Source organism: Pseudoduganella sp. R-43 (assembly GCF_049913255.1).
Classification (GTDB): domain Bacteria; phylum Pseudomonadota; class Gammaproteobacteria; order Burkholderiales; family Burkholderiaceae_D; genus Rugamonas.
The window spans coordinates 782212-807545 of the sequence record NZ_CP183988.1 but is presented as its reverse complement, the minus strand read 5'-3'; the positions used below and the strand labels follow the sequence as shown (position 1 = coordinate 807545).

The 25334-nt window shown below is 63.6% G+C and carries 18 protein-coding genes; 7 read left to right on the top strand and 11 right to left on the bottom strand.

The features are described 5' to 3' along the window. Window positions 1-43: 43 nt before the first annotated feature. Complete coding sequence (locus ACN9M3_RS03745) at window positions 44-1993, bottom strand: aminotransferase class V-fold PLP-dependent enzyme (protein WP_426320632.1); 1950 nt, start codon at window positions 1991-1993, stop codon at window positions 44-46. A gap of 100 nt (window positions 1994-2093) precedes the next feature. Here ACN9M3_RS03745 and ACN9M3_RS03740 point away from each other — a divergent pair, with 100 nt between their 5' ends. Beyond that, on the top strand, window positions 2094-2579 hold the full coding sequence (locus ACN9M3_RS03740) for an Lrp/AsnC family transcriptional regulator (RefSeq protein ID WP_426320630.1): 486 nt from the start codon (window positions 2094-2096) through the stop codon (window positions 2577-2579). A 31-nt stretch (window positions 2580-2610) separates the two neighbouring features. Next, window positions 2611-3801, top strand: a complete 1191-nt coding sequence (locus ACN9M3_RS03735) for an HPP family protein (RefSeq protein ID WP_426320628.1) — start codon at window positions 2611-2613, stop codon at window positions 3799-3801. On the opposite strand, the gene ACN9M3_RS03730 is transcribed toward ACN9M3_RS03735, so the two are convergent. Further along, window positions 3743-4372: a TIGR02281 family clan AA aspartic protease gene (locus ACN9M3_RS03730; RefSeq protein ID WP_426320626.1), complete on the bottom strand. Its 630-nt coding sequence runs from the start codon at window positions 4370-4372 to the stop codon at window positions 3743-3745. The genes ACN9M3_RS03735 and ACN9M3_RS03730 overlap by 59 nt on opposite strands. Window positions 4373-4465: 93 nt before the next feature. Here ACN9M3_RS03730 and ACN9M3_RS03725 point away from each other — a divergent pair, with 93 nt between their 5' ends. Further along, window positions 4466-6688: a DUF1631 family protein gene (locus ACN9M3_RS03725; RefSeq protein WP_426320624.1), complete on the top strand. Its 2223-nt coding sequence runs from the start codon at window positions 4466-4468 to the stop codon at window positions 6686-6688. 63 nt (window positions 6689-6751) lie between these two features. On the opposite strand, the gene ACN9M3_RS03720 is transcribed toward ACN9M3_RS03725, so the two are convergent. After that, a complete protein-coding gene (locus ACN9M3_RS03720; protein ID WP_426167667.1) occupies window positions 6752-7153 on the bottom strand; it encodes a hypothetical protein in 402 nt (133 codons plus the stop codon). Between the two features lie 161 nt (window positions 7154-7314). On the opposite strand from ACN9M3_RS03720, the gene ACN9M3_RS03715 reads away from it, so the two are divergent. Beyond that, window positions 7315-9132 carry a DUF885 domain-containing protein gene (locus ACN9M3_RS03715; protein ID WP_426167665.1) on the top strand — a complete coding sequence of 606 codons (1818 nt, stop codon included), beginning with the start codon at window positions 7315-7317 and terminating at the stop codon, window positions 9130-9132. A 121-nt stretch (window positions 9133-9253) separates the two neighbouring features. Here ACN9M3_RS03715 and ACN9M3_RS03710 read toward each other — a convergent pair whose 3' ends face one another. Beyond that, entirely contained in the window at window positions 9254-9697 is a 444-nt protein-coding gene (locus ACN9M3_RS03710) for an acyl-CoA thioesterase (RefSeq protein WP_426167663.1), read from the bottom strand. 147 nt (window positions 9698-9844) lie between these two features. Between ACN9M3_RS03710 and ACN9M3_RS03705 the strand changes: the two genes are divergently transcribed. Beyond that, the gene (locus ACN9M3_RS03705; RefSeq protein WP_426167661.1) at window positions 9845-11266 is read left to right on the top strand and encodes an ATP-binding protein; all 1422 of its coding nucleotides are present in this window, start codon (window positions 9845-9847) and stop codon (window positions 11264-11266) included. On the opposite strand, the gene ACN9M3_RS03700 is transcribed toward ACN9M3_RS03705, so the two are convergent. The 5 genes from ACN9M3_RS03700 to ACN9M3_RS03680 form a co-directional block, all read right to left on the bottom strand. Further along, window positions 11210-11515 (bottom strand): Mpo1-like protein, encoded by a 306-nt coding sequence (locus ACN9M3_RS03700; protein ID WP_426167659.1) that lies wholly within the window; start codon window positions 11513-11515, stop codon window positions 11210-11212. The genes ACN9M3_RS03705 and ACN9M3_RS03700 overlap by 57 nt on opposite strands. Continuing rightward, on the bottom strand, window positions 11490-12125 hold the full coding sequence (locus ACN9M3_RS03695; protein WP_426320620.1) for an ArsR family transcriptional regulator: 636 nt from the start codon (window positions 12123-12125) through the stop codon (window positions 11490-11492). The genes ACN9M3_RS03700 and ACN9M3_RS03695 overlap by 26 nt, the downstream gene beginning before the upstream one ends. 49 nt (window positions 12126-12174) lie before the next feature. After that, on the bottom strand, window positions 12175-13272 hold the full coding sequence (locus ACN9M3_RS03690; protein ID WP_426320618.1) for a LacI family DNA-binding transcriptional regulator: 1098 nt from the start codon (window positions 13270-13272) through the stop codon (window positions 12175-12177). A gap of 53 nt (window positions 13273-13325) precedes the next feature. Further along, on the bottom strand, window positions 13326-16355 hold the full coding sequence (locus ACN9M3_RS03685; RefSeq protein ID WP_426320616.1) for a TonB-dependent receptor: 3030 nt from the start codon (window positions 16353-16355) through the stop codon (window positions 13326-13328). 90 nt (window positions 16356-16445) lie between these two features. Then, window positions 16446-18551, bottom strand: a complete 2106-nt coding sequence (locus ACN9M3_RS03680; RefSeq protein WP_426320614.1) for an alpha-glucuronidase family glycosyl hydrolase — start codon at window positions 18549-18551, stop codon at window positions 16446-16448. A gap of 85 nt (window positions 18552-18636) precedes the next feature. On the opposite strand from ACN9M3_RS03680, the gene ACN9M3_RS03675 reads away from it, so the two are divergent. Next, on the top strand, window positions 18637-19758 hold the full coding sequence (locus ACN9M3_RS03675) for an endo-1,4-beta-xylanase (RefSeq protein WP_426320612.1): 1122 nt from the start codon (window positions 18637-18639) through the stop codon (window positions 19756-19758). On the opposite strand, the gene ACN9M3_RS03670 is transcribed toward ACN9M3_RS03675, so the two are convergent. Next, window positions 19755-22628, bottom strand: a complete 2874-nt coding sequence (locus ACN9M3_RS03670) for a glycosyl hydrolase 115 family protein (protein WP_426320610.1) — start codon at window positions 22626-22628, stop codon at window positions 19755-19757. The two genes, ACN9M3_RS03675 and ACN9M3_RS03670, sit on opposite strands and share 4 nt — an antisense overlap. Beyond that, a complete protein-coding gene (locus ACN9M3_RS03665; RefSeq protein ID WP_426320608.1) occupies window positions 22625-23884 on the bottom strand; it encodes an SGNH/GDSL hydrolase family protein in 1260 nt (419 codons plus the stop codon). Before ACN9M3_RS03665 ends, ACN9M3_RS03670 begins: the two co-directional genes overlap by 4 nt. Window positions 23885-23935: 51 nt before the next feature. On the opposite strand from ACN9M3_RS03665, the gene ACN9M3_RS03660 reads away from it, so the two are divergent. Next, on the top strand, window positions 23936-25324 hold the full coding sequence (locus ACN9M3_RS03660; RefSeq protein WP_426167643.1) for an enolase C-terminal domain-like protein: 1389 nt from the start codon (window positions 23936-23938) through the stop codon (window positions 25322-25324). Window positions 25325-25334: the final 10 nt, after the last annotated feature.

Sequence of the window (25334 nt, the reverse complement as noted above, 5' to 3'; positions counted from 1 at the left end):
GGCGGCCCGCAGGCCGCCGCAAACAGGATACAAGCTCACAAAATCATGCAGCCAGCGCCAACTCGGGCGCGGCGAGCGCGACGCCGCCGGCCAGGCTGTAGGCATTCCGGTAGCCAAGGCGGCGCAGGCATTGCGCTGCCTTGGCGCTGCGGTTCCCGCTGCGACAGAAGAACACCAACGGCGGCTGGTCGACGGCCGCCAGCCAGCCCGGCACGAAGGCCGCCAGACGGCTCAGCGGCACGCTTTCCGCTGCGCGCCCGCCGGGAATGCAGGCGGCTTGTTCGTAGGTTTCGCGCACGTCCACCAGCACGGCTTGGGGTTGCGCTTCCAGCAGGCGCGCCAGGGCGATGCTGTCCAGGTTCAGTTCCGTGCTCGCCTTGCTGGCCTGAGCCTCGGCGCGCAAGCTGGTGCAGCAGGCGTTCACTTCTTCGCGGCCGGCGCATACCAACGCATCGGCGGGCACCTTGCCGGCAAGTTCGGACAACGCCGCCAGGCCGGTGAAGGCGTAGTCGACTTTGTCGCCGCTGCACAGCAGGTAAGCCGAGCGCGTTGAATCCAGCGCCACTCGGCGCACCGCGTGTGCGCCGAAAGCGAAGCTGTCGGTTTCGCCGCCGTCGCGCGTGCTGAGACGCGCCGCGAGCTTGTAGCCGTGGCTGTGCAGCAGGCTGTCAATACGTTCGCCCAGTTCGGCCTGGTGGTCGATCACGATGCATTGGCGCGACGGCTCGTCCAGCAGCAGCCAGGTGTGATTGCCCGCCAGGCTCAGTTGCAGCACGCCTTCCGGCACGACGGCGCCGGACACCGGCGTATCCATCAGGCCTGCGTCGCGCAGCGCCATGCCGCAGCGTTCGATGCGGGCGCAGGCTTCGTTGATGATCTCTTCGCTGGCGAGCGGACCGAAGGACATGCGCACCGCGCTGCTGCTGCGCCAGGCCGGCAGGCCCATTGCATCGAGCACATAACTTGGTGCAGCCTTGGCGGCGGAGCAGGCGCTGCCGGCGCTGACGCGCACATTGGCGGCGTCGAATACATCGAGCAGCTCCTTGCTCGACAAACCGGGCACGGAGAAATTCAGGGTAGTCGGCAGCGCCTTGTCGAGCGGTGCGTTGAACACGATGCCGGGGAAAGCTGCGCGCAGGCTGGCGGCCAGTTTATCGCGGAAGCCGTGCAGCTCCGACGGCGAACGGAAGGTGCCGCCTTCTTCCAGCGCAGCCAGCACGGCGCCCAGCGCCGCAATGCCCGCCATGTTTTCGGTGCCGGAGCGCAGCCCGGCTTCCTGGCCGCCGCCCATGACCAGCGGCGTGTATGGCGCGCCTTCGCGCACATACAGCATGCCGATGCCTTTCGGCGCGTACAGCTTGTGGCCGGAGAACGGGGCGTAGTCGATGCGCGTGTTGCCCAGGTCCAGCGGCAGCTTGCCCAGGCCTTGCACGCAGTCGACCATCCACAGCGCCTTGCTGGCTGCCAGCGTGGCGCCAATGCCAACCAGGTCGGACACCACGCCGGTTTCGTTATTGGCGGCCATGGTGCAGACGAAGGCCGCTTGCGGCGCCAAGGCACGCAGCGCGGCCAGGTCGTGGCGGCCGTCGCCGTCCACCGGCAGCTTTTTCAGTTCGAGACCCAGGCCCAGCAAGCGATTCCAGTGCGCCAGCGCTTCCGGCACGGCCTTGTGTTCGGTGGCGCCATACACCAGCAGGCCGCCGATCGCTTCTCCGCGCTCACGGCGTTCACGCAAGGCGCACAGCGCTGACAGCACCGCGGTCTGGATGCCTTCCGTGGCGCCGCTGTTGAACATGATGTGGCCGTTGCCCACGCCCAGCAGGCGTTTGGCGCGCTGGCGCACGGCGTCCATCATGGCCTTGGCCTTGAGGCCGGTTGCGTGGGTGCTGCTGGGATTCCCGAAGCAGTCGCGCATGGCTTGCACCGCCGCATCAATGGCGGCCGGCAGCACGCAGGTGGTGGCATTCCCGTCGAGGTAGATTTCTTTGCTCATACTCAATAGTTTACGAACCAGTCGTGAATCAGGCATTCCAAAATTACCTCAAACAAGCCTTAATGTAGAATAAGCATTCCAAATAACCATATAAATAAAAATGAATGATCTTGACCGCTTCGATTACGCGATCCTGGGGGCGCTGCAGGTCGATGGCACGCTGTCCGTGGCCGAGCTGGCGGAAAAGGTTGGCCTTTCGACCACGCCATGCTGGAAGCGCCTGAAACGCCTGGAGGAGGAAGGCTATATCGACCGCCGCGTGGCGATCATCAATCGCCGCAAGGCGGGCTTGCCGGTGACCGTCTTTGTCAGCGTGCGCACCAGCCAGCACGACGAGAAGTGGCTGGCAAAGTTTGCCGCCGCCGTGGTGGCGCTGCCGGAAGTGCAGGAATTCCATCGCATGAGCGGCGACATCGATTACCTGCTGAAAGTCGTGACCACCGATATCGATGGATATGACCGTTTTTACAAGAAACTGATCAAGGCCGCGCAACTGACCGGCGTTTCGTCCGCGTTCTCGATGGAGCAGATCAAGTTCACCACCAGCCTGCCGCTTGACCTTGTGTCGCACGGGGCCGGTGGCTGAGAGTCACGGCCAACCGTGGGATAATGGCCGGATGCTGAATTCCGTGCTTCTTTCCCTGCTTCCCGCCCGCAGCAATACCAGCCAGCGCCAGCGCCTGCGCGCCAGTGTCGGCGCCCTGCTTGGCCTTTTGATAACCAGCTTCGCCGCCCACTACCTGCTGGGCGATAACGCGATGTGGCTGGTGGCCCCGGTTGGCGCTTCTTCCGTGCTGCTGTTCTGCCTTCCCGCCAGCCCGATGGCCCAGCCGTGGGCCGTCATTGGCGGCAACGTGGTGTCCGGCCTGATGGGCGTGGCCTGCGTGCAGCTCTTCGGCCCCGGTCCGCTGGCGGCGGCACTGGCGACGCCGCTGGCAATTGCCGCCATGTACGCGCTGCGCTGCCTGCACCCGCCCGGCGGCGCCACGGCGCTGATGATGGTCATTGGCGGGCCGGCCGTGCATGCCATGGGCTATCGCCTGCCTTTGGGACCGGTGCTGGTGGACTGCGTGCTGGTCGTGCTGGCGGCAATCGTCTACAACAACCTGACCGGACGCCGCTATCCCCACAGCCAGCAGCTGGCGCACCCGAACCCGCACGCAACGAAAGACGAGGTGCCGACGGTGCGCTTCGGCTTCCAGCCGGAAGACCTGGACGCGGTGCTGCGCCAGTACAACCAGGAACTCGATATCAGCCGCGACGACCTGGAAGAACTGTTCCTGAAGACCGAGATGCGCGCCTATCAGCGCCGCTTCGGCATCATCACCTGCGGCGACATCATGTCGAAGGACGTGGTGACGGCGGAATTCGCCACCCCGCTGGCCGATGCCTGGCGCGAAATGCGCCAGCACCGTATTGCAGCCGTGCCGGTCCTGAACCGCGTGCGGCGCGTCATCGGCATCGTCACCACCAGCGACTTCATGGCGCACGGCGGGCTGGACGACTACCACGGCATGCGCCGCCAGTTGCTGGATTTCCTGCGTCCGTCAGGCACCACGCATTCGGAAAAGCCGGAGGTGGTCGGCCAGATCATGGTGAAGCACCCGCGCACGGCCAGCATCGACACGCCCATCACGGAACTGGTGCCGCTGATGGCCGATTCCGGCTTCCACCACATCCCCGTGCTTGATCACGAAGACCGCTTTGCCGGCATCGTGACGCAATCGGACGTGGTAGCGGCGCTGTATGCTAGAAACGCTTTGTCAGCGTCAGAGTCCCCGACTCCGTCTTCATATCAAGCCGCTTGAGGACCGAGTTACCGAGCAGGATGACGTTCAGGCCGGCTTCGTTGATGGAGCCGTCCACGTTGGCAAATTCGAACTCGCCCACCTTCACCTTATCCAGCTTCACAATCCACACCGGCGCCATGCCGGCCGCCGTATTGGTGACGGCGCGGCGGCCCTTGTTCTTGTAGTCGATGCCCATCTTGCCTGCCAGCGCGGCGGGAATCGACACCAGCGTGGCGCCGGTATCGAGCATCATTTTCACCGGGAAGCCATTGATTTCGCCGGCCACCGCGTAATGGCCGTTCGTATCGGGCGACAGCACCATCGAATTGCCGCCACCATTTGACCTGGATGCGGCGTACTCGCCCAGGCGGATGACATAGCGTTTTCCGCCATCTTCAATGGTTGCCTCGCCCGACGTGACGCCAACCAGTCTGCTACCATCAGGCAGCGTGGCACCGACCGGGAAAGTGCGTGGTGCGCCCCCGTTGACCGATAACAGGGCCCTCTCTTTCATGGTGCCCACCAGGCTTACATCGGCCTGGGCCGACACTGCGGTTAACATCAAGGCAGCAACTAGCGCGATACGCATTGCAGGAAACTCCGGTCAAAATTGCATTTTGACACATTTTCGACCGTTAAATTGTTGACTGTTGGGCGCAACATTTCGATAGAATCTAGGCATATGCAAACGTTGAAAAGGGTGCTTGCACTCGCCCTAGAAGAAGCGCAAACAGGCTTTGCGACAATGTGCAAACGGATGACCGAGCAGGCGGACGCAGTATTGGGCGAAGCCCTGCGTACGGCGCCGCCGGCGGACCAGCGTCTTGCCGGGGCGTGCCGCCTCTTCCTGCGTGAGCAGGGTGCTGCCATGCGTGCGCGCATGGAGCGCTCTTACGCAGGCTTGCTGGCGCGCGCCATGCAGACCATGCACACCGACCTGCGCACCGGGCTGCACGACTTCCGCGCCGATACCCTGACCCTGATCGATGACGAAGTGGTAACGCGTCAGATCGAAGTCGAGCGCCTGCTGCTGAAGCTGCGCGACGCGGACGAACTGAGCCTGGGCCACCTGAACCTGATCATCGCCCAGATGCACGGCGACAGCGAAGTGCGCGAGCGTGAAAACCCGTTCCGCCCTTACCTGCTGGCGCGCTCCCTGTACGACGCCCTGAGCGCCATGGTGGCAGACGAGGCGCAAAGCAAACTGCTGTTCGATACCTTGTCGCACGCCATGACGGCGGAGCTGGGTGAGTTCTACAACCGCCTGCGCGAAGTATTCGAATCGCGCGGCATCCGTTCGCGCCTGGTGGCACGTCCCTCGGCCCTGAGCCGGCTGGAGCAGGACCGCCTGGCATGGCAACGCGCCGCAACCGGGCAGGCCGACGCCGACGTCGCCATGCGCCAGCGCGTGGCGCGCCTGGGGGCGGTACGGAAGGAAATCCAGCAAGACTCGCCGCCCAGCATCCTGCACGGGCAAGCCGATGTGCCATCCAAGCCGGAACTGCAGGAGCTGGTCTTCAGCATGTTCAATCCCTCGGGCATCCGGCGCAGTGCGCCGCAGGCGCAGAACACGCTGCGCGTGCAGCTTGATACCGCCTTGCGCCAGCTCCAGCGCGAACATGCCGGCAGCGGCCCGCAACCGCCGCTGGCCCTGCTCGACCGCATGGCAAACCTGCCGCACAGTTCGGAACGCATCGTGGTGGAACTGGTCGGCCTGCTGTTCGAGTTCATCCTGAATGACGAGCAGCTTCCCAAAGGCATCCGCGAACAACTGAGCCGCCTGCACGCGCCCTTCCTGCGCGCGGCACTGAAAGACCTGGCGGTGCTGCAAGGCGCCCACCTGCCGGCGCGCCATCTGCTGGACCGCATCGGCAGCGCCGCGGTGGGCATCGGTGCCGATTCGACGCTGGTCGTGCCGCTGCAGGGCGAAGTGGAACGGCTGGTCAACCAGGTCTTGCAGCAATACGAGCACGACGCTTCCGTGTTCGCCGATGCGGCCCTGGAACTGGATAGCTTCCTGGCCGCCCTGCTGCGCGAATGCGACCCGGTGGTGCGCCGCTCGATGCCGGCCTTCGAACGGGCGGTGAAAGTGGCGCCTTTCGTGGCGGCCCTGGCGGACAACTTGCGCGGCCATCTCGAATCGGTCAATGTCGACCGCCGCATGATGGATTTCATCACCGGCACCTGGGCGCAGGTGATGGTACACACTTATGGCAAGCAGCCCGATTACGGCAAGCTGCTGCCGGAACTGGTGTGGAGCGCGCAGGAAAAAATCCTGCCGGAGGAACGCTCGGTGCTGATGAAAATGCTGCCGTCGCTGGGCCGCGAGTTGAGGGCCGGCCTGGCAACGATCGGCATGAGCGAAGCCGATGCGCAGGCGGCACTGGACCAGCTGGTGTCGCTGCACATGGATGTGCTGTCCAACAATATGCCAATGCCGACCACGCCGCGCATGAACGTGGCAGGCTTGCGCGAACGCTTCGCCGCCATTGACGCGGGACAGCCGGCGCTGGCCGCCACCACGCATGCCGATGCCTTGCCGGCACAGCCGCAGTTCAGCGCCGAGTTTGCGCTGCATGGCGTCCTGGCCACCGTGCAGCCCGACCCGGCACTGGCCCCGGTATCGAGCTACGAGGACGAATGGCTGCAATGGGCGCAAGCCGGCAACGGCTTCGAACTGCTGTCTGGCGGCAGTTACGTGCCGCTGCGCCTGGGTGCCGTGGCGGCGCGCAATGCAGGCTTCCTGTTCACGGCGCCGGACCACACCACGCCACTGGTGTACTCGCGCGCAGCCCTGCTGGCAGCCATGCGCGACGGCAGCCTGCGGCCGGTGGAATACTCGCCGCTGTTCGAGCGGGCAGTGGAATCGCTGATGACCGGCGCGGAGTCGCTGGACGCTACTTAAGGCCCGGGACTCGGCCCGCCGCGGCTCCCGGCCGGCCTGGCTGCCGGCGGATGCCGCCTGTTTTCACAGCGACGAGTCCTCGAATTGCCACAGGTACCAGCAGCCATCCTGCTGGCGGAAGCGGTAGAAATAAACCAGCGAATCCGAGTCGGGCCGGAACACGTTCAACTCCATGCCGCCCGGCGTTGCGAGCTGCCTGGTCGACAGGTGATCGGTCCTGATCATGTCTGCCAGCAGGGCCGATGCCGCAAACTGCTCACGCGCTACCAGCGTTTTCTTTTCTTCCGCCGTCGCCAGCGATTCAAGCGGGAACACCGTGCGCTCGGCGGCGAACTGGCGATCGCTCATGTAGCGCGGCAGGAAGCTGTCGAACTTTTCCGCTACGCAGCCACGCTGCGCGGTTGGCGCCGTTGCGCATCCAGCCATCGCCGCCACTGGAATCATCATTGCCAGGATTTTTTTCATAGGGCCCGTGCCGCGGTTGATCATCAGGTGCGCTCTGGAGGGGAACGATGTGCGGATACGACATGCGGCTCCCTCGTTCCAGTTTAGCGATCTTGCAACATTGTAGCAGCGGGCTTGCTCGGCTATGCTTATCGCTCCTTCATTTACCCGGATCAAGAAAAATGAAACATCGTATTACCCTCGGCGCGTTGGCGGCCGCCGTTTTGCTGGCGTATGCCCCGGTCCACGCCAATGCTGCCGCGGCCAAACCTGCGGCGCTGGAAAAAGCTCCGGCCAAGAGCAATGAGGCGGCAAAGAAGCAGTTCTGGGCATTGGCCGACGAGTATTACGATGCCATCGCCAAGTTCGATCCGGTAGGCGCGACGCAGAATGGCGACAACCGCTTCGACGACCAGCTGGGCACCGCCATCTGGCCCGCCTCGCGCAGCAAGCAGTTCGACCTGTACCGCACTTTCACCAAGCGCCTGCAGGCCATCCCGCGCGCGCAGCTCAATCGCGGCGACCGCATCAGCTACGACGTGATGGCCTTCGAGCTGAAGACTTACCTGGCGTACGAGCCTTTCCCTGAACACCTGCTGCCGATCAGCCATATGGACAGCATGCCGGTCACGCTGGCCAACTTCTCGAGCGGCGACGCATCGCAGCCACTGACCACGGTCAAGGAATACGAAGCTTACCTGAGCCGCCTGAACCAGCTTCCAGCCTGGATCGACCAGGCCATCGCCAACATGAAGGAAGGCATGGCCAAGGGCATCACCCAGCCGAAAGCCATCATGATTGCCGCGCTGCCGCAGTTCCAAAAACTGGTCAGCGAAACGCCTGAAAAGAACATCTACTTCACGCCGGTCACCAAATTCCCGGCCAGCTTCAGCGACGCCGACAAGCAGCGCCTGGCCGCCGCTTTCCGCGCCACCGTGGCCGACAAGCTGAATCCAGCCTTGGCCAAGCTGTCCGCCTTCGTGGAGCAAGAATATATCCCGGCCTGCCGCACCAGCACCGGCTGGAATGCCCTGCCGAACGGCGACGCCTGGTACAAGGTACGCATCGCCGATGCCACCACCACCAGCAAGAGCGCCGAAGAAATCCACCAGACCGGCCTGCGCGAAGTAGCGCGCATCCAGGCCGAATACGCCAAGCTGGGCCCGAAACTCGGCTACAACGGCCCGGCCGCCGGCCTGCCGACCTGGGTGTCGCAGCAGCCGAAGTTCTTCCCGTTCAAAACGGAAGACGAAGTGCAAGCCGTGTACCACAAGCTGAACGACCTGCTGGACACCAAGCTGCCCGCCATGTTCACCCTGATCCCCAAGGCCAAGCTGGACCTGCGCCTGGAGCCTGAACTGAGCCGCGATACCGCATCCGACCACTACACCGCGCCAGCGCTGGATGGCTCGCGTCCAGGCGTGTTCTGGTCCGTGGTCACCGACCCGACCAAATACGGCAGCACCGGCATGAACACCTTGTTCCTGCACGAAGGCAAACCTGGCCACCACTTCCACATCGCCCTGATGCAGGAACTGGACATGCCGAAGTTCCGCAAATTCGGCGGCAATACCGCCTTCACCGAAGGCTGGGCGCTGTACGCGGAAACCCTGGGCAAGGAAATGGGCCTGTACGAAGATCCTGCCCAATACTTCGGCCACCTGAACGACGAAATGCTGCGCGCAGTGCGCCTGGTGGTCGACACCGGCATGCATGCCAAAGGCTGGACCCGCGAGCAGTCGATCCGATACATGACCGAAACCCTGGGCGACGAAAGTGTCGCGCGCAACCAGACCGAACGCTACATGGTATGGCCGGCGCAGGCACTGGCGTACAAGACCGGCGCCCTGAAGATCCAGGAGCTGCGCGCCAAGGCCGAGAAGGCCCTGGGCAGCAAATTCACGCTGGCCAAGTTCCACGCCATCGTGCTGGGCGACGGCACCGTGCCGCTGGCCCTGCTGGAGTCCAAAGTCGACGCCTGGATCGCCGCATCGCGCTAACAGATGGGCCCGTGTCCCACCGTGGGGTCACACCCGAAGTGAGACACGACCTCAAGCGCGCAATGGCCGTGCCCGTGTCCCGTTTCGGGTGTGACCCCATGGTGGGACACGGGCTGGGCAGTTATTTCTTGAGGGCGTAGCGCTTGATGCGCTTGAGCACCAGCTCGGGCAGCGGCGAAATCTGTTTCGCGTGGTTGGCAAACACGATCTGCTGCCGGCCCACCGATACCGGGCTTCCATCGGCATAAAAGCGGAATTCAAGCCAGAACGAGCATTTCCTGACGTCGTAGGTATTTACCTCGCACGACACTTCCTGGAATGGGAAGGTCTCTTGCAGGTAATCATTCTGGGCATGCTTGGTAATAAATACCCCCTCCGCCTGCAGCATGTCGCGGGAAATACATTCATAAAACCACTTCTCCCGGCAAATGCCTTGCCATTCGAAATACCGCGCAAAGTAGGTATTGCCGTAGGCATTGGAATCCTTGAGGAAAATCGAAAGCTTGTGGTGGAAGGTCATTTCGGCTGCGGCAGGAGCGTCGGGGGCTGGGACGTGGACGTACATAGGACTATTTCTCCATAAAAGTAAAACGGCTTAATGCCAGCCCTTACTTTTTCCGATTGGCGCGCCGAACTATTGATATTCCTCAATACTTGTCTAATTTCTTGACAATAAGCTGTTAACAATCCCTTTTTAAGCTGAGGAAACTCAATGTATGCGCTAATTCCGGCATTGGTCTCAGCCCTATTTATCTGCTATGGGCTGTACGTATTGCGCTCGCGCGGCCCAAACCGGGTCGGCATGACCTTTTTTTCCGTATGCGCCACCACTTTCTTCTGGCAGGCGAGCTGGGCGCTGCTGTTCCTGACGCATAACGACACCACCGCCATGGTGTTGGCGCGCCTGGGCTACCTGCCCATCCTGTTCCTGCCGACCACGTTGTACCACTTCATCATCGAACTGACCGGCAGCAAGGACGAGCGTCCCGGCCTCTACCTCAGCTACCTGTTTGCCGGTGGCCTGGGCCTGCTGCTGCCAACCACGGACTGGATGCTGTCCGGGCTGCAGCATTATTTCTACGGCGCCTATCCCAAGGCCGGCTGGCTGCACCCGCTGCACCTGGCGCAGACCGTGATTGTGATCGGGCGCGCCTTGTGGCTGCTGTACCACCGCCAGCAGCGCGCGGTATCAACCGAGCGCACGCGCCTGCGCTATGTGCTGGTCAGCATTCTCATCTACTTCGGCGCGGCCAGCGATTACCTATGCAACTACGGGGTCGAAATGTATCCGCCGGGCGTGCTGTTCATCATGGCCTCCCTGGGCCTGATCGCCCAAGCCATGGTGCGCCATAACCTGCTGGCCGACCCGATGGCCGCTGCCGCCACCATCGCCCATGAAATGCGCACCCCGCTGGCCAGCATTCGCAGCCAGACCCGCATCCTGGCGCGCAACCTGCCCGAGCTGATCGCTGGCTACCGGCCGGAACACCAGGGCGCACTCGGCACGCGCCAGCTGGAACACCTGGGCGAGATTGCGCGCAGCATCGACGCCGAAGTGTCGCGCTCGAACTTCATCGTGGACATGTTGCTGGCCTCTGCGCGCGATGGCATCATGCGCAGCGAGAGCTTCGCCGTGCATTCCATCAGCGTCTGCGTGGATGAAGCGATGGCTTGCTATCCTTTCTCCGGAAGCGAACGCGCGCAGGTGCGCGTCACCATCCGCAACGAGTACAGCTTTCACGGTTCGGACGTACTGCTGATGTTCGTGCTGTATAACTTGCTGAAGAACGCGCTGCAGGCGGTGAAGGCCGGTGGCAGCGGTGCAGTGGATGTCGAGTGCTATTCCCGCGGCAACCATAACTGGCTGGTGGTAAGCGACAACGGCCATGGCATTGCGCCCGACGTGCTGCCGCACGTCTTTGAGCCGTTCTATACCACACACCGCAATGGCGGCGGCACCGGCATGGGCCTGGCCTTCTGCAAGCGCGTGGTGTCGGCCTTCGGCGGCGAGATTGGCTGCGAATCGGAGGCGGGGCGCTATACCCGCGTGGCCATCAGCCTGCCGCGCACGGCGCCCTCACCATGCAACCCGGCCCGTAAGCATATCGCGGAACATTACCCAGTCGCCCATTAGGCTGAACAACGGATACCTGAACGTGGCCGGCCGGTTGTGTTCAAAGAAGAAGTGGCCGACCCAGGCGAAACCGTAGCCCACCACGGGCAGCAGCCATAGCAGCGCCAGCTCGCCGCTGACGATGGCCATCGCCACCAGCAGCAGGACAATGGTGGAGCCGGCGAAATGCAGGCGGCGGCAGGTGCTGTTGGAGTGCTCCTTCAGGTAGAAAGGGTAGAACTCCTTAAATGTCCGGTAACGCGTCTCCATGCTCTTCCTCCGGGTGGACTTCCTTGATGATGTTATCGAGGTCGGTATCGTCGCCCAGCACGAAGACCTTGCGGTCTCCCAGCATCTTGAGGATGAATGGCTGTTCCTCGCGCAAGCGGCGCTGGAAGTCGTCGACGGAATACAGGTTGGGGTTGATCTTGCGGCGCAGCAGGCGCTCGGCCACCGGCAAGCGGCTCAACAGCTCGCCATACGTGGTGTTTTCGCCGATCAGCAGCAGCTCGACCGGCGCGGTGGAGTCTTCCGCTTCCTTGACGGTGGTGCCGTAGACGAACGCCACGCTGAGCTGCTTGCGCATTGGCGCCAGCGCCGAGTTCAGCACGCTGACCAGGCCGAAAGTCTTCTTGACCAGGCTGGCCAGCTCCGGATAGACCAGATTTTCCTTGTTGGGGCGAAACCGGCGCACATTGCCAATGCGTTCGGAAACGATCAGCCCCGATTCGTGCAGGCGCTTGAGCTCGCGCTGTGCGGAAGCGCTGCCCAGCCCTGTCAGGCGCATGATTTCATTGAGGTGGAATCCCTCATTCACGCGCACGAACAATAAGCCCAGCAGCTTTTGCTGGGCCGGGGTAAACAGGGCCGAAGCGATCATGAGCCAAATATTAGCATGACCAAATAATGGGGACGTACCCCATTTTTCATCAGGCTTTGGCGACGCTCCTGGCCGGCGGGCGCATGCGCGGCGCGGCATCGGACTGGCGGCGCACCAGGGTCGAATCCATGACCAGGTGTTCCGGCTGCTGCGGGTCGCCTTCGCGCTGGGCGCGGATCTGGTGCACCAGGAATTTGACGGCGGTTTCCGCCATGTCGGCAATCGGCTGGCGCACGGTGGTCAGCTCGGGCCAGATGGTGGTGGCGAGCGCGGTGTCGTCGAAGCCGGCTACCGTCAGGTCGCCCGGCACGTCCAGTCCCATGCGGTGGGCAATCGCCACCGTGGCGGCGGCCATGTCGTCGTTGCTGGCGAAAACTGCCGTCGGGCGATGCTCAAGTGCCAGCAGCTGCTCGGCCGCGTCGAGGCCGGAACGGTAGGTGAACATCCCTTGCACCGTCAATTCTTTCGGCATCGCCAGTCCCTTGTCGGACATGGCAGCCTTGAAGCCTGCCAGGCGGCGTGCGCTGGCGGTCTGGTTCGGATGGCCGATGACGAAGCCGATGCGCTGGTGGCCCAGCGCAATCAGGTGGTTGGTCATGGTGTAGGCGGCCTGGTAGTCGTCGATGCTGACGGCGCTGACGCGCTTGTCGGGCTGGCCGCAGGCAACCGTTACTGCCGGCACATGGGCCTTTGCCACCAGGTCGATCAAGCCTGGCACATCGCACAGCGGCGGCGGCAGGATGATGCCGTCGACGCCGTTATCCAGCAGGCGCTGGGTCTTGTCTTTCCACTGCTCCCCTTCGCACTTCTCCACCACCAGTTGCACGTTATTCAGCGACGCCTGGTTCAGCAAGCCGACCAGGAATTCGGTCAGGTAGCCAGCCGAGGGGTTCGAATAGAGGAAGCCGATGCGTACAGGCCGTACCCCGGCCAGGCGGCGCGCCGCCTGGTTGGGTACGTAATTCAGTGCCGCTACTGCTTCGTCCACCTTCTTGCGCGTGGTGCTGCGTACGTTCGGGTCGCCGTTCATCACGCGCGACACCGTCATCGGCGAGACGCCGGCCAGCTTGGCCACGTCGGACATGGTCGGCGCCCCGCTGCGCGGCGCCGTGGATCCTGGCTTCGGCTTTACCTTCTTGCTCGACATCTGCTTAAAAGACCCTTTGTGGTTGGACAACAAAGGGACTCTACCACAGGCGATCAGAACTTTGCACGCAGCCCCAGGCTGAAAGTCCGCCCTGGCTTGTACCTGGTAAAGGCTGCGCTCTCGTACTGGAAGTAGGTACGCTGCGCCGAATCACTGAGGTTGGTGATGTCGAAGGTCAGCGTTGGCCAGTTGTCGCGGTCGAAGACCTTGGCCAGGTCCACGCTGGAGGACATGTCCAGCTGCTTGTAGTCGTTCACGAACAGCGCGGCATTGGTGATGCCGTTCTGGTTGGCGCCCGATACCTGGCTGCCTTCCGTCCAGTTGTGCGAGAAGCGGATGCTGTAGCCGGACTGCTCGTAGTAGGCGGTGAAGCTGTTGGTCAGGCGCGGCACGCCCAGCGCCACGAAGCCGTTGGTGCCTTCGCCGCTGGCTTTCTGCCTGGTGTAGGTCATGGTCTCGGAGAAGCCGAAGCCGCGCACCGGCAGCAGCTTGTCCAGCGGTTGCACCCAGCCCAGTTCCACGCCCTGGATCTTCAGCTCGCCTGAAGCGTTCTTCTGGCGGGTCAGGACCACGGTGGCCGCGTCGGGACCGCCGCGCGCATTGATGGCTGCCTGCTGCACCGGGGTCAGCGCGTCCCAGGTCACGCCGTAGGCTGCCAGGTCGCGGAACGGGGTAGTGACGTTTTCGCTGACGGTGAAGCCGTTGATCTTCTTCTGGAACAGGGTCAGGCTGACATAGCCTTCGCGGCCGGTGTACCACTCCAGGCCGACGTCGATGTTATCCGACAGGTAGGGGCTGAGCGAGGCGTTGCCGACGCTGCCGATATCGGCCGACGGATTGGAGACGTTGATGCCCGGACGCAGCGCGTTCGGATCGGCACGGGTCATCGAGCGCGATGCGGAGGCGCGCAGCAGCAGGTCCTTGCGCAGGCTGAGGGCGGCGCTGGCCGATGGCAGCGTGTTGCTGTAGCTGGTGTCGAGGTAGTAGAAGCTGTCGATGTTGGGATACTTGCTGCCGTTCAGCGTGAGCGTTGCGTTGCGCGGATCGGGAATCGAATTGAAGGCGCCCACGGTCTGGTCGGTCTTCACGCGGCGCACGCCGGCGTTGTAGCGCAGCTGCATGCCTGCCAGGTCCGCTTCGCCATTGACCTCGGTGTAGAAGCCCTTGGTCTTTTCCTTGATGTAGCCGGCGGAGGCGCTGGTGTTGGAGGAACCGGTTTCCGGCGCGGTCGCCACGAACTGGTCGTAGTGCGAGTCCTGGCGGAACTTGTTCCAGTCCAGCGTGACGAAGCCGGGGCCAGGCTGCAGGTAGCTTTGCAGCGCGGTCGCCGGAATCAGGGAGCCGTTGTACACCAGGGTGTCAGTGCGGCCGGCAGTGTAGCCGGTGCCGAAACCTGGATACAGCGCAGCCGCGCTGGCGCCCGGGGTGCTGGCGCCGTTGCACGACGGTGCGCCGTTCGGGCCAAGCAGGAACACGCTCGGATTGTTGCCGCAAACAGCTGCCTGCCACGCGCCGGAATTGTCCTTGGCGGTAATGCGGCGCGAAATGTCGTCCAGTGCGAAGCCGGCCTTGACGTTGAAGGACTTTTCGCCCCAGGTCACATTGGCGCGCGCGCCCTTGGTTTCGGTGTTGCGCTTTTCCTGCTGCAGGTTCACGCGGCCGCCGCTCCACTGGAAGTTGGCCGGGTTGTTCAGGTCAATGTTCGAGCTGATGGTGGGGACGTCGCCCGAAGTATTGTCGAAGGCGACGGTATTACCGGTGCCCAGCGCGGTGATCGGCATCACGGTCGGCGAATCGCGCAGGAAGGTGGAGCGGGTGATGTTGGCTTGCGCATCCATCTTCCACTTGTCGTTGATCTTCCATTCCATGCCCGGGTTGGCGCCCCACAAGGTCACGTCTTCGGTATAAGGACGGAATTCGAGGAAGTGCTGGGCATTGGCGAAGGTGCCGCTGGTGACCACGCAGCCATTGGTGCAATCGTCGCGGTCGACCTTCATGTTCAGCGGGATCATGGCGCCGTTGCGGCCGACCCAGTTCATGTCGATACGCTGCAGGGTGTTCTTCTTCTTCCCGCCCAGGGTGTCGAGGTAGAACTGCAGGTTTTCGGTCGGGCGGTATTCCAGGCTGCCGACGATGGAGACCTTGTCCTTCTTGCCGCTTTCGACCATCTGGCGTCCCAGGCGCGGGATGATGGCGTTGTCGATCTGGGTGATGTTCAGGCCCGGATTATTCGCCAGCAGGAAGACCTGGTCGATGGTGGCGCCGGTGGTGAGTCCGTTGCCCGCGCCGGCCGGCACGGTCGATGGGATGGTCCAGTTGCCGCCGCCGGTGTTGTTGCGTGTAGGCGAGCTGCTTTGCGCGGCGCTCAGGTTGGCATTGGTCCAGCCGATGGTTTCAAAACCCTCGGTGCGGACCTTGTTGGTACCCCAGGCGATGCCGCCCAGGATACCGAAGGTATTGCCCCAGGTGTTGCTGGCCAGGACGGAACCGCGGTTGCCGACTTTCTTGGCGACCGAGTTTTCGGTAGCAGTCACGTTGGCTGCAATGTAGCGGCCCTTGTTGTCGAATGGTCGGGCGCTGCGCATGTCGACCACGCCGGCTGCGCCGCCTTCCAGCAGGCCGGCGGTCGGGCTCTTGTTGACGGTCAGCTTGCGGAACAGGTCCGTCGGCAGCATGTCGAGGTCAACCTCGCGGTTGGTGTTCTGGTTGTCGGTGCGGCCGGTCGATGCCACCGCCACCGGGGCGCCGTTCAGCAAGACCTTGGTGAAGCTGGTGCCGAGGCCGCGAATCTGGATATTCAGGCCTTCGCCGCTGATCTCGCGGCTGACCTGGATGCCTGGGATGCGGTTCAGCGATTCGGCGATGTTCGTATCCGGGAATTTGCCCAGGTCTTCCGCAAACACGGAATCCTGGAAGCCGATCGCATCACGCTTGTCGCGCGCCGAAGTTTCCAGGCTGCCGCGGTAACCGGTCACCTGCACCACGTTGCTGGCGGGGGTGACTGTTTCCTGCGCATAGGCCTGGGCAATCATGCCGGCCATGACGGTGAGTCCCAGCAGGGTCTCTCTGCATATTACTTGCATCTGTCTTCTCCAAATTATAGTTATTACTACCATTTGGTAACATAAATTGTTACCGCTACCAACACAAACAAAAAAAAGTATCGTTCTGTATCAGCCATGTCCCGGCGCGAACGGGAAGTGCAGCGATTTGTAGTACTCCAGGCTATGCGGCGGCGCCTGCACGCCAGCGGGCAGCGGCAGCTTCGATACGGACTGGAAGTAGGCGATGCTGGCGTCGCGCCACCATTGCGCCTCCTGGCGTTGCACGGCCAGCCGCTGTGCCACTTCCTGGTGGCGACGGGCGTCGATCAACGGCTTGAGGCGCTGCCAGCGCTGCTGCATTTCCGCCACAGCGGCGACGCCGCTGTCGTAATGCGCCAACAACTCGGCCCACAGCGTGCGGCCGGACGGCATCGCGTAATCCCACGGCAGGTGGTGGAACCACAACAGGTATTCAGGCGGCGTGTTGCGCGGGTCCGACCAGCGCTGCGCCAGCGCCGGCGCATACTGGGCCAGGGCGTTGCTGCCGGTCGCCGTGCGGTCGAAGCCGATGCCCTTGCTGTGGGCACGGTGGTAATAGGCCGGGTTCCATTCGGGGCGCGCCAGGTCCGACACCCACGGCGCGGGGCCGTAGTGGTGTCCGGTACCCATCAGGTGTGTCAGGCCGAGGGGCGTCATGTAGTCCACCACGGCTTCACGCGACATCATCATCAGGCCGGCGATGTCCGGCGCGGCCTTCGCAGAGAAAGTACGGCCGGCCCATTCCAGCGCAATATCGCGCGCCCTGGCCTGCGGGTTCCAGGCAAGGCGGCCAAAGGCGTACCAGTTGGCCTGGTCGAAGTGCGAACCGCTCCAGGTGCGGCTGCTGCCGATATTGGCGACGCCTGCCATGCCGGCGACCGCAGGCGCCGCATCGCGCAGTGTTTCTTCGTACAGCGTGCCGAGGTAGGCCAGGTTGGTGGCGAAACCGAGGTACTCCTTGGTGACCTGGAACTCCATCATCAGCGGCGTTTTCGGCATCGCGCCGAACAGGGGATGCACCGGTTCGCGCGGCTGGAAATCCAGCGGGCCATTCTTCACTTGCACCACCACGTTCGGCGCGAACTTGCCGTCCAGCGGTGCGAAATCGCTGTAGGCCTGTTTGGCGCGGTCGTCAGGCTGTTCCGAGGCGTAAACAAAGGCGCGCCACATGACGATGCCCTTGTGCGGGGCCAGTGCGGCGGCCAGCATATTGGCGCCTTCAGCGTGCGTGCGGTGGTAATCCTGCGGGCCGGGCTGGCCTTCCGAGTTGGCCTTGACGAGGAAGCCGCCGAAGTCGGGAATGACGCGGTAGATCTCGTCGGCTTTGTCACGCCACCACTGCGCGACTTGCGGATCGAGCGGGTCGGCGGTGCGGGTTTGCTTCAGCTCCAGGGGCGTCGACCAGCGCACCGAGAGATAGACGCGAAGGCCGTAGGGACGCAGAACGTCAGCAAGGGCGGCAGCTTTCGCGATCCAGGGTGCAGTCAGGATCTCCGGCTTGGAGTTGACGTTGTTCAGCACCGTGCCATTGATGCCCAGAGAAGCATTGGCGCGCGCATAGTCGATGTAACGCTGGTCGCGGATATCCGGCAGCTCCCACCAGTTCCAGATCGATTCACCTGAGTATCCGCGCTCCACGGTGCGATCCAGGTTGTCCCAGTGGTTCAAGACGCGCCGCGCCAGCTTCGGCGCGTTGCGTTCATCCAGCGCATCGAGTCGTTTGCCTAGTTGCGCGGCCTGCAGCCAGGCGAAGGCACCGTACAGCAGGCCGATATCCTTGTTGGCTGCGATCAGCGTGTACCTGCGCCCATTCGGCTCGCACATCGAGCGCAGCAGATATCCTTCGTCGCCCAGTCCTTCCAGCGCGCCGGCCACGGCAGCCTGGCCACCGCTTGCTGCAAGTTGCGTGCGGGTTGCCAGCACGATAGCGCCGCTGGCCGGCTGGGCGCCCGCCGAAAGCACGGCAAGTGATGGCTCCTTGCCAGCCATGGCGCGCAAGCCACGCTGCAATTCCTGCACGGCCGCCTGCACCGTCGGCGATCCAGGCGTTGCCAACGCAATCTGCTTTGGCAACGCTACGCCGGCAAGCGTCCGATAGCGCAGCCAAAGCTCATATCCGTCTTCCTGCTCCGCCTGCGCTGCCGTAAGCGGCAGCAGCAGGGCCAGCGCCAGCACGACGCGCTGCCAAATAACCATCCTTCATCTCCCAGTCTTTTTTCTTATGTTTGCGCAACCATTTCATGGTAGCTTATCTCAAAATTCAAACCAACAGGAGACTTTCATGAATAAAAATCGACGCCAGGTGATGCAATGGCTTGCCGCCGCGACGACGGCGGCTTCCCTTCCCGCACTCGCCATCGGGGCAGAAACCCCTTTGAAATCAATCGCCGCAGCGAAAGGCATGCGGTTTGGGAACGCCCTCGGATACGGTCATCGCAAGCCCGCTTATCTCGAACTGATGGCGCGTGAATGCGACACTATCGTTGCCGAGAACGAAACGAAATGGCAGGCCGTGCAGCCCAGGCCCGGCCAATTCGACTTTGCCCGCGCCGATGCGATGTTCGAATGGGCTCGCGCCAAAGGCATGAACTTGCGCGGCCATACGCTGGTGTGGCAACCGTCCAAATGGCTGCCGGACTGGGTCAACCAGCACGATTTCGGCGCTGCACCCGCGCGCGAAGCCGAACGCCTGCTGCAAGCCCACATTGACGCCGTTACCCGTCACTTCGGCGACGGCATCTATAGCTGGGACGTCGTGAACGAGGCGGTCGATCCCGATACCGGCAGCATGCGCAGCAATGTGTTCACGGAACGGCTTGGCGCCATCGAGCAGGTGGATTTGTGCTTCCGCCTCGCACGCGAGCAGCTGCCGTCGGCGCAGCTTGTGTACAACGACTACATGCGCTGGGATGAAGGCAGCACAAAGCATCGCGCCGGCGTGCTGAAAATGCTGCAGGCGCTGAAGAAGCGCGGCACGCCGGTGCAAGCGCTCGGCATCCAGGGCCACATCGGCTCCTGGGACGATTCCCGCAATGCCTCGCACGACCTGGTTGAATGGCGGCGCTTCCTCGACGAAGTAACGGGCATGGGACTGGATCTGCTGGTCACGGAGTTCGACGTCAACGACCGCAAGCTGCCGGGCGATATCGCAGCGCGCGACGCGGGCGTGGCGGCACTGGCGCGCGACTTCCTTGACGCGACGTTCAGCTATCCACAGTGCCGCGATTTCCTACTATGGGGGATGTCGGACGATATCAGCTGGCTGCAAACCTGGCACGAGGCGCCGCGCACCGACAACTTGCCAATGCGGCCGTGTCCTTACGACGCGCAGCTTCGCGCCAAGCCATTGCGCGAGGCGATTGCAGGGGCGCTGCGAGCGATGCCGCAGCGCTCCGCCGCTTAGAGCCGGGGACTTTCCTGCGGGCCGAGATAGCTTGGCTTCAGCCCGCCGGCATCCAGCACCAGTTTCTGCAGCACTACGCCAGGCGAGATCGCCCAGAATTTGATGGTGTGGGCTCCCGCGCTGCGCACGGCATGGGTGGTGCGGAAGGTCACCGCACCATCGCTCACCGAGCGCTCCCACACAGCCAGCGATGCATCGGCGTGCATGTTGACGATTTGCGGCGCTTCGTTGTCGATCGACACCGCGAACTTCAAACCTCCACCGGGCTGGAACTTCTGGGTCGGCGCCAGCGTGGTATGCAGGGTGAACCTGCCCGGCTTGGCAAGCGCGACGTCATACTCAAGGCGCATCGCTTGCGGCCCAGCCAGGCCGCCTGTCGCGTGGACCGGCAATGCGGTCATGGCCGACAAGGTGCGGCCATGATCCGGAACCAGAAGCCAGGAGCGTCCCGCCGGCGTCACCTGCCGCGTAAAGTGGGCCGCCTCGATCGATACCACACCGCCAGTCTCCACGAACCGGCCGCCCTGCCCGGCTACGGCCGTTTCGACCGCTACCTCGCGCTGCCGGATCGGAACACGGACCATGGCCCGCGAGCCGTCGTCGCCGCTGATGGTCAGCGTCGCTTCGCGCGCATCACGCGGCACGTCGGCCCATCGGACGTCGACGCTGATCCGCTCCTGCACTGCCACACTGCCTTCGGTGCGCGACAGGACGAGCCAGGGCTGGTCAGCAATAATGGTGAAAGACAGCGGCAGCGATCCCCGATTGAAGACTTCAACATGGCGCGCCCGCTTTTCGTATGCGTCCAGCGCCGGCAAGGCGAGCGCTTCTGCTCCCGGGCCAGGCCACACGGCCGCGTGCCCTTCAACGGCTACGCCGAGCGCGCCGGCAGCCGGCAACTGCACTTCGCTCACGGCCGGCATTACGTTCAGCGGCGGCTGGTTCCAGTAGGTGTAGCCAAGCCTGGTCTGCGACATCATGTGGTTCCATTTCCCACCGCGCAGCGCATGGTATTGCTCCGACAGCGCAGCATCCTGGCGGAACAGCTCGCGTGCACGCTCGGCCAGTACATTGGCAGCGGCCCTGCCCTGGCGGGCATACAAGCGGTTCATCCCAGCCGTTGCGTACAGCTCATTGACCACGGCGCCGGCTTTCACCGGATACAGCACCAGTTCGAAGAAAGCATCGCGCTTCGCCTCCGGCAGCTGGCCATTGATGCGCTCTGCCTTCTCGGCCAGCGCGCGATATTCCCCCACCACGCGCTCCGACTCGTTGTAGTTCACCAGGCTGTAGGTCTCCGGTTCCAGTTGCTCTGGCTTGCGTCGACCGTTGTACTTGGTGTACTTCGCGACGATGTCCGCGATCTCCACGGCATGCTCCGGGCCGAATTCGCGCGCCGCCCACTGCTGCAAGTACTCCTGCAGGCGCGATGCCGGCCATGCATCCGGCTTCCACGCATAGCTCAGGAAGAACTCGATCGGCACCTCCATCGGCTTGAGGTCGCCGACATTCACGATCCACAGCTTGCGGGCGTCGTATTCCCACGCCAGGTGCATCTGCTCCCAGATCTTCGGGATCGGCGTCACGTTCAGCCACTTGTACGAGCGCGGGCCGCCGACGTAATCGAAGTGGTAGTACACGCCCGCACCGCCTGGGCGCTTGCGCTCTTCCGCTGTCGGCAGGCGGCGGATATTGGCCCAGTTGTCGTCGCACCACAGCAGGATTACGTCATCTGGCACGCGCATGCCCTTCTCGTAATAGTCCTGCACCTCCTTGTACAGCGCCCATACCTGCGGCGCGGCAGGAAGCTTCGACAGCATCTTGCGCTGGTCGCCGACAATGCGCTGCAGCAGCGCGACGTTGGATTCTTCCGACATCGGCTCATCACCGTCGCCGCGCATGCCAAGGGTGACGATCTTCTCGTAGTCTTTCGCACGCACAGCGCCTTTCCACCAGAAGTCCTTCAGCACTGCCTCGTTGCGCGAATAATCCCACGGCCCCTTGCCGTAGCGCGTCCACTCCTTGTGGGCGCGCGCCATCGGTTCGTGGTGCGAAGTGCCGATCACAACGCCATATTCATCGGCCAGCTTGCCGTTCAGCGGATCGTCGTCATAAAACGCAGCGTCCCACATTGCAGGCCACAGGTAGTTGCCGCGCAAACGAAGGATCAGCTCAAATACTTTTTCGTAGAACTGGTGGTTGTAGCCGCCGTAATGCTGCTTGGCCCAACCGGTCAGCGCCGGCGCTTCGTCGTTCAGGAAGATGCCGCGGTATTGCACGGCTGGTGCATCGCTGACAGGCGCCGGCAGCGCTGCGTAAAGCGCGTTTGCGCGTTTTACGGGCACGTCGGCCCACCAATACCAAGGCGATACGCCGATCTGTTCCGACAGCTCGTAGATGCCGAAAATGGTGCCGCGCTTGTCGCTGCCGGCGATTACCAGGGCGCGCTCGACGCCAGGCATCGGCTCCGCCACCGACTGCACCAGCCAGCCCTCCCATTTACCCGCGATAGCCTTTGCATCGAGCTTGCCGGCTTTCACCAGACCGTCCACCAGATGGCTCTTGCCCAGCGTGCCGATGATGATCACGTCCTTGCCGCGCGGCGTAGAGTTCTCAAGCGCTGGCCGAACGCCGCTGACTTGTCCGATGTCCTCCTGCAGCGAGGCTGCCGCACGCAGCACGCCGGCATGGTCGCCGGCATCGACGTATAGCGTGGACGCGCGGCCAGCTTCCACGAGCACGACAGAGCCCGGAGCCGCAGCCGCACGCTCAGTCGCAATGAAAGGTTTCTGTCCGAGCGCATGGGCCGATCCGGCAACGCCGGCGACGAGCAATGCAACGGCGAGCAACAGTTCGCACAACCGCCTCATTTCGCAGCCCCGCAAGAGCGCAAGGCGTTCAGCGGCAACGCTTCCGCCATTGCGCGATAGCCGGCAATCGAAGGATGCAGGCCGTCGCCAACATCGAGCGCTTTCAGCAGGCGCTCCGGCTGCGCAGGATCGCGCAATGCCGCATCGAAGTCGGCCACCGAATCGAACACACCCGACGTGCGTATCCATTTGTTCAAGGCCTGGCGGTCTTCCTCATTATGCGGCGCAGGGCGATAGTAATCGCTGCCGGTATACGGCGTCACCGTCGCACCGATCACGCAAATGCCCTGGGCATGGGCGCGCTCCACCAGTTGGCGATGCGCCACCTTCAAAGCTTCCAGCAGGGCCGCGCGTGCGGCAGGCGTATCTTCGCCGGCGCGGTGCTGGCCGCCCAGGTCATTCACGCCAATCTGCACCAGCGCGTGCGTGACGCCGCTGCGCCCCAAGACGTCGCGCTCGAAGCGCGATGCCAGGTTGGGACCCAGGCCATCGCGCAGCAGGCGTCCACCGCCGATGCCGGCATTGACCACGCCGATGGTCATCTTTTCCCGCGCCAGCCGCGCCACCAGGAAGTCGGTCCAGCGGTCATTGCCATCGGTCGTGGTGCCATAGCCGTCCGTGATCGAATCGCCGATCGCCACCACCGCAGCAGTGCCGCGCGGCGCCTGCACCTCGATATCTGCCAGAGCGTACCAGCGCACCACCTTGCCCGCCTCCGGCCATTTCGCTTCCGCCTCATGGCGACCCGCCAGCGTAAAGCTGGTAGTGCGCGAACCGGGATGGCCGGTCTGGCGCGCAGGTTCGCCCTTGAAGTAATAGGACACTGCCAGGTCGGTCCCGGCTGCGTGCGGCAGTTCAACTGGATCGCTGTAATACTCGGCGCCGGCGGGGATCACGACCGCAGCCTGGCCGCCGAAGGTCAGGGGGCGGATTGTCGCAGCGTCAACATCGGGGGAGCCGGCCGTCACCGCACGGGCAATGCTGGCAGCTTCCAGCGCCAGCGGAGCGGTACCGAAGGCATTACTGACGCGCACCCGCAACACTTTCCCTCCGAGCGAGGCACGCACCACCTGGCGCAGGCTGCCATCGCGCCATTGCGCGGCGGGTAATTCATTGGGTCCTTCAGGCACCATCTGCGCCGTACCCCACGACGCAACCCAGCGCCATTGCGGCGTTGCCGCCCCGGCGCCGGCAGCGCCAGCCAGCAGGGCCAGCCCCGCAATCCATGCACACAACTTCTGTTGACTTGCCCGCATAAATACCTCACACTTGAGAAATGGTAGCGCTATTCATTTTAGGGTAATCAAATGGTACACGCAACAATTCAGGGCAGCGGCAGCACGCCTGCCATCGTCGAAATGCGGGTGATTCCGGTCGCCGGCCACGACAGCATGCTGCTCAACCTGTGCGGCGCGCACGCGCCTTATTTCATTCGCACCGTCGTCATTCTCAAGGATAGCGCGGGCCGCACCGGCGTTGGCGAAGTACCTGGCGGCGCCGGCATTACCAAAGCGCTGGAAAAAGCCATTCCGCTGGTGGTCGGCACCGAAACCGGCCGCTTCAACCGCACCCTGAACGCCGTGCGCGCCGCGATCTCCGGCAAAGGCAGCGGCATGCAGCACCAGGTCACCTCCGCCGCCGAAGCCGCAGTGCTCAAGCAGCCGCACGAAATCAACCTGCGCCTGGAGAATGTGGTCACCGCCATCGAAGCGGCCCTGCTCGACCTGCTGGGCCAGCACCTGGGCGTGCCGGTGTGCGAACTGCTCGGCGCCGGCCAGCAGCGCGACAGCGTGCCGATGCTGGCCTACCTGTTCTACATTGGCGACCGCCAGCGCACCGACCTGCCTTACCTGTCCGGCAGCGGCAGCACCGGCTGGTACGCTGCCCGCCACCGCGAAGCACTGACGCCGGCCGCCATCGCCGACCAGGCCGCGGCAGCGGCAGATCGCTATGGCTTCCGCGACTTCAAGCTGAAGGGCGGCGTCATGCGCGGCGCCGAGGAGATGGAAGCCATCGCCGCCATCAAGGCGCGCTTCCCCGATTCCCGTGTAACCCTCGACCCTAACGGCGCCTGGTCGCTCGGAGAAGCGATCGCCCTGTGCCGCGGCCAGGGTCACCTGCTGGCGTATGCCGAAGATCCATGCGGCCCCGAGGACGGCTATTCCGGCCGCGAGGTCATGGCCGAATTCCGCCGCGCCACCGGCATTCCAACCGCCACCAATATGGTCGCCACCGACTGGCGCCAGATGGCGCACTCGCACCTGCTGGGGGCTGTCGACATTCCTCTGGCCGATCCGCATTTCTGGACCATGCAAGGTTCGGTGCGGCTGGCCCAGCTCTGCGCCGAATGGGGCCTGACCTGGGGCTCACACTCCAACAACCACTTCGATATTTCGCTGGCCATGTTCACGCATGCGGCGGCTGCGGCGCCAGGCCGTATCACCGCCATCGACACCCACTGGATCTGGCAGGAAGGGCAGGAACGCCTGACCGTTAATCCGCCGCAAATTGTAGCTGGCGAGGTAGCGGTACCAGAGGCGCCGGGCCTGGGCATCGCGCCGGATATGGAGCGCATCGAAGCTGCGCACGAACTGTTCAAGAAGGTCGGCACCGGCGCGCGCGACGACGCGATGGCCATGCAATACCTGGTGCCAGGCTGGCAGTACTCGCCCAAGCTGCCAAGCCTGGGCCGTTAAGAATTCAAAG

Excerpts from the sequence above, each read along its gene's own strand:
- ACN9M3_RS03710 (WP_426167663.1), bottom strand. The coding sequence starts at position 9,697 with ATGTACGTCCACGTCCCAGCCCCCGACGCTCCTGCCGCAGCCGAAATG.
- ACN9M3_RS03705 (WP_426167661.1), top strand. The coding sequence starts at position 9,845 with ATGTATGCGCTAATTCCGGCATTGGTCTCAGCCCTATTTATCTGCTAT.
- ACN9M3_RS03680 (WP_426320614.1), bottom strand. The coding sequence starts at position 18,551 with ATGGTTATTTGGCAGCGCGTCGTGCTGGCGCTGGCCCTGCTGCTGCCG.
- ACN9M3_RS03725 (WP_426320624.1), top strand. The coding sequence starts at position 4,466 with ATGCAAACGTTGAAAAGGGTGCTTGCACTCGCCCTAGAAGAAGCGCAA.
- ACN9M3_RS03745 (WP_426320632.1), bottom strand. The coding sequence starts at position 1,993 with ATGAGCAAAGAAATCTACCTCGACGGGAATGCCACCACCTGCGTGCTG.
- ACN9M3_RS03720 (WP_426167667.1), bottom strand. The coding sequence starts at position 7,153 with ATGAAAAAAATCCTGGCAATGATGATTCCAGTGGCGGCGATGGCTGGA.
- ACN9M3_RS03685 (WP_426320616.1), bottom strand. The coding sequence starts at position 16,355 with ATGCAAGTAATATGCAGAGAGACCCTGCTGGGACTCACCGTCATGGCC.
- ACN9M3_RS03715 (WP_426167665.1), top strand. The coding sequence starts at position 7,315 with ATGAAACATCGTATTACCCTCGGCGCGTTGGCGGCCGCCGTTTTGCTG.
- ACN9M3_RS03695 (WP_426320620.1), bottom strand. The coding sequence starts at position 12,125 with ATGATCGCTTCGGCCCTGTTTACCCCGGCCCAGCAAAAGCTGCTGGGC.
- ACN9M3_RS03670 (WP_426320610.1), bottom strand. The coding sequence starts at position 22,628 with ATGAGGCGGTTGTGCGAACTGTTGCTCGCCGTTGCATTGCTCGTCGCC.
- ACN9M3_RS03740 (WP_426320630.1), top strand. The coding sequence starts at position 2,094 with ATGAATGATCTTGACCGCTTCGATTACGCGATCCTGGGGGCGCTGCAG.
- ACN9M3_RS03700 (WP_426167659.1), bottom strand. The coding sequence starts at position 11,515 with ATGGAGACGCGTTACCGGACATTTAAGGAGTTCTACCCTTTCTACCTG.
- ACN9M3_RS03735 (WP_426320628.1), top strand. The coding sequence starts at position 2,611 with ATGCTGAATTCCGTGCTTCTTTCCCTGCTTCCCGCCCGCAGCAATACC.
- ACN9M3_RS03730 (WP_426320626.1), bottom strand. The coding sequence starts at position 4,372 with ATGCGTATCGCGCTAGTTGCTGCCTTGATGTTAACCGCAGTGTCGGCC.
- ACN9M3_RS03675 (WP_426320612.1), top strand. The coding sequence starts at position 18,637 with ATGAATAAAAATCGACGCCAGGTGATGCAATGGCTTGCCGCCGCGACG.
- ACN9M3_RS03660 (WP_426167643.1), top strand. The coding sequence starts at position 23,936 with ATGGTACACGCAACAATTCAGGGCAGCGGCAGCACGCCTGCCATCGTC.
- ACN9M3_RS03665 (WP_426320608.1), bottom strand. The coding sequence starts at position 23,884 with ATGCGGGCAAGTCAACAGAAGTTGTGTGCATGGATTGCGGGGCTGGCC.
- ACN9M3_RS03690 (WP_426320618.1), bottom strand. The coding sequence starts at position 13,272 with ATGTCGAGCAAGAAGGTAAAGCCGAAGCCAGGATCCACGGCGCCGCGC.